3 protein-coding genes and 1 pseudogene are annotated in these 3,064 nt (G+C 35.0%); 2 read left to right on the top strand and 2 right to left on the bottom strand.

The annotated features are described in order from the left end of the window. Nucleotides 1-185: 185 nt before the first annotated feature. Together pnuC and AC06OU_RS00970 are read left to right on the top strand one after the other, a co-directional pair. Nucleotides 186-908, top strand: coding sequence for a nicotinamide riboside transporter PnuC (gene pnuC / locus AC06OU_RS00975; protein WP_475853471.1), 723 nt, complete (start codon nt 186-188; stop codon nt 906-908). After that, on the top strand, nt 886-1,971 hold the full coding sequence (locus tag AC06OU_RS00970; RefSeq protein WP_475853470.1) for an AAA family ATPase: 1,086 nt from the start codon (nt 886-888) through the stop codon (nt 1,969-1,971). The genes pnuC and AC06OU_RS00970 overlap by 23 nt, the downstream gene beginning before the upstream one ends. 187 nt (nt 1,972-2,158) lie before the next feature. Here the strand turns inward: AC06OU_RS00970 and AC06OU_RS00965 are convergent, their stop codons facing one another. Then, a complete protein-coding gene (locus tag AC06OU_RS00965) occupies nt 2,159-2,770 on the bottom strand; it encodes an ABC-2 transporter permease (RefSeq protein ID WP_475853469.1) in 612 nt (203 codons plus the stop codon). Continuing rightward, nucleotides 2,763-3,064 (bottom strand): annotated as a pseudogene (locus tag AC06OU_RS00960) (sodium ABC transporter ATP-binding protein); the annotation flags it as partial. The pseudogene AC06OU_RS00960 and the gene AC06OU_RS00965, both read right to left, overlap by 8 nt.

Below are 3,064 nucleotides of genomic sequence, written 5' to 3'. Positions count from 1 at the left end.
TGGATTTATTTTAAAAATTTATTTTTCAAAGGTTATTGTATTTATTCTCAGAATAATCTATTGTTTTATTGTTCAATACATTTTCTTATAAAGGAGGGTAATTTTTACTTATTTGCAGGTAACCTCCTGAGAATTGTATGGAATTATTGATGGGGAGAATAACATGATTAATAAAGGAGAGAGTGATGGGAATGTTCAAGGACTGGACTTTGTTTGAGAAAGTTTGGTTGGGTGTATTTACGTTAGTTAATATTTATTTGTTTTTTGCTTGGAAGGATTCGTTATTAGGTCTGATAAGCTCACTAACAGGTATGCTTTGTGTGGTATTAGTAGCAAAGGGGAAAATTAGCAATTATTATTTTGGTATTGTGAACACGTCTACTTATGCCTACATCACCTATACGTATGGATTATATGGGGAGTCTATGCTGAATGGATTGTTCTATTTTCCAATACAGTTTATCGGAATCTATTTATGGAGAAAAAACTTAACGGAAGTTCAAACTATTGGTGAAGACGTATCCGTGAAGCGTCTAGATAAAAAAGGTTGGGCATACATCATTGGTATCACTATTGTAGCGTCTATATCTTACGCCTACCTGTTAAATGCAATTGGAGGCCAACAGGTACGATTAGATTCTGCAGCAGTTGTGTTATCTGTTTTAGCTCAAATACTTATGCTTAAACGTTATGCAGAGCAGTGGGTGCTTTGGATCGCTGTCAATGGATTAACGATTGTCCTATGGTTGATCACACTCACAAAAACTGGCGGTAATGATTGGTCAATGCTCGTAATGTGGTCGGCATTTTTAGTGAACTCCATTTATGGATATGTAAACTGGCTGAAAATGCATAAAAAGCAACATAACCTTGAAGGGGAATCGTATGAATTACGGCCTTCAAATTAACGAGTATGATCCAAACTTAACATTTGGCTATTATGGAGGTAAGTTTCTACCTTTTCATATGGGTCATCTCAGCTGTATTATAAAAGCTGCCTCGTTAGTGGATGTGCTATTCGTAGTCGTTGGCTATGATGAAGAATATGAGCAAAATTTATGCAGAAATAGTAAGTTTGAATGGGTGTCACATCGCCTAAGAGAGCGTTGGGTGACTAAAGCAACAAAGGAATTACCAAACGTTCGTGTTTTGTCTCATTATGAGCGGCGTTCAGATGGATATATGACAGACCCATTAGTGAAAAAGGCGAATGAGGAATTGCTTCAAAAGCTCGGTGGAAAATTAGATTATGTGTTTAGTAGTGAAGCCGACTATGAGGATTACTTTAACAAATACTTTCCGACCAGTGAACATATTATTTTTGATCGTCTTAATAGCCAATTTCGTATTTCCGCAACAGAAATACGAAATAAGGGTGTATATGCATGTTGGGGAATGCTCCCACCTGCTGTAAGAAAATCATATGTTAAAAGAATTTGTTTATGCGGAGTAGAATCTACCGGGAAGTCAACGATGGCTAAGCTGTTAGCTGCTCACTTTCAAACGAACTTTGTAGAAGAATACGGTAGAGCCTTCTACGATAACATCAATAGTTGTTTTGATATCGACATGCCGGAGGACTTCCATCAAATCGCTTTTGGACATAGCTATACTATCCAACAAGCTATTCCGTTTGCCAATAAAGTACTATTTATCGATACTGAAGAAACATATACACAATTCTTCCGTATGAAAAGTATAGGTGAAAAAAGTACAGTTTTGAGCGAAATGATTAAGAGTCGAGTAAATCAAATAGATACTTATATTTACTTAGAGCCTCATAATTCCTATGAAATGGACGGTACTCGACTACCTGTTGGCGAAGAGCAAAGGTTACAGGATAGTGAATTATTAAAAAGCTTATTTAATGAGTACGGTATTAGCCTTCACATAGTTGAGGAAAACAACCGGTCTCTACGATTGGAAAAGTGCATAGAAATTGTAAATGATTCTTTTAGACATATAAGGTAAGAAATAAATGGGACAATACAGTCCTAGAAATGCCAGAGACTGAAGACAAATTCAAAGCAATTTGTCTTCAGTCCTTAAACAAGAGAGTGTATTAGGAATGACTCATTTTTTGGAGACATTCCTTTTTTAATGTTTCCTTTATCGAACTCGAATCCACAATCTCAATTGTAGTATTACTGAGATAAACTTAGAATACCTTCCGCTGATATACAGATTGGCTAACCATCCATGAAATTAGATACATTATAATGCAGGTAGCTGCGCCACTAAGGTAAAGAGTTGTTGTCGACATGCTAGTTAGAAAATCTGTAATCGCAGTGAGATGTTTAGTCAGGAATCGGAAGATTGGCGGGATAACAACAGCTAAGAAAATAAATCCAACCATAACCACTGCACCTATATATCCGGGCTTTAAAATATAAAATAACGGAAAAACAACTGCAGTAAAAAGGAAAAATAGTCCCATGGCGATAGATATATCCTTTATCAAAAAGTCATAACTAAATATATAAAAAATAATACTAGCTACTCCTATTGATACAATCATATATGCAATAGCGCCGATGTACTTTGCTGCCACAATCTCTTTTCTAGTATAAGGCAAAGAATTAAGAAGTATATTAGATTCTACTTGTTCATCGTAAATATATCCATTCAGTGGTATATACATGCTAGCCATCAGAAAAACAAAGGCTGGACTCATATGATCAGCAAATATTGCAAAGAACATAATAAACGGAATAAAAAGTAGTATCTGTGTTTTTTGAATAACTAAATCTTTTTTTATCAAATTATACATATTGCCCTATAGCTCCTTTCGTATAAAACATAATATCCTCCAAGGTAGCTTCTTCAATAACCACTTGAGCTCCTAATAATCTTTTTACTTCTTCTGCATTATTTGTTATTGCTTGAAATTCGGTAGAGGAACGTTCCATACTGATAAAACATTTTTCAATGTCTTGGTTGATTAGATTTGCACTTCCTTTTACTAATGCATAACGCTCCTGTATATTTCTTATCGACTCGTTGAAAAGAATCTTTCCTTTATGAATGAAAGTAATATTATCTGCGATTCTTTCTAAATCACTGG

The organism is Psychrobacillus sp., from assembly GCF_056205495.1.
Note: the sequence above shows the minus strand (reverse complement) of the source record. Positions and strands in the feature narration are given on the sequence as shown.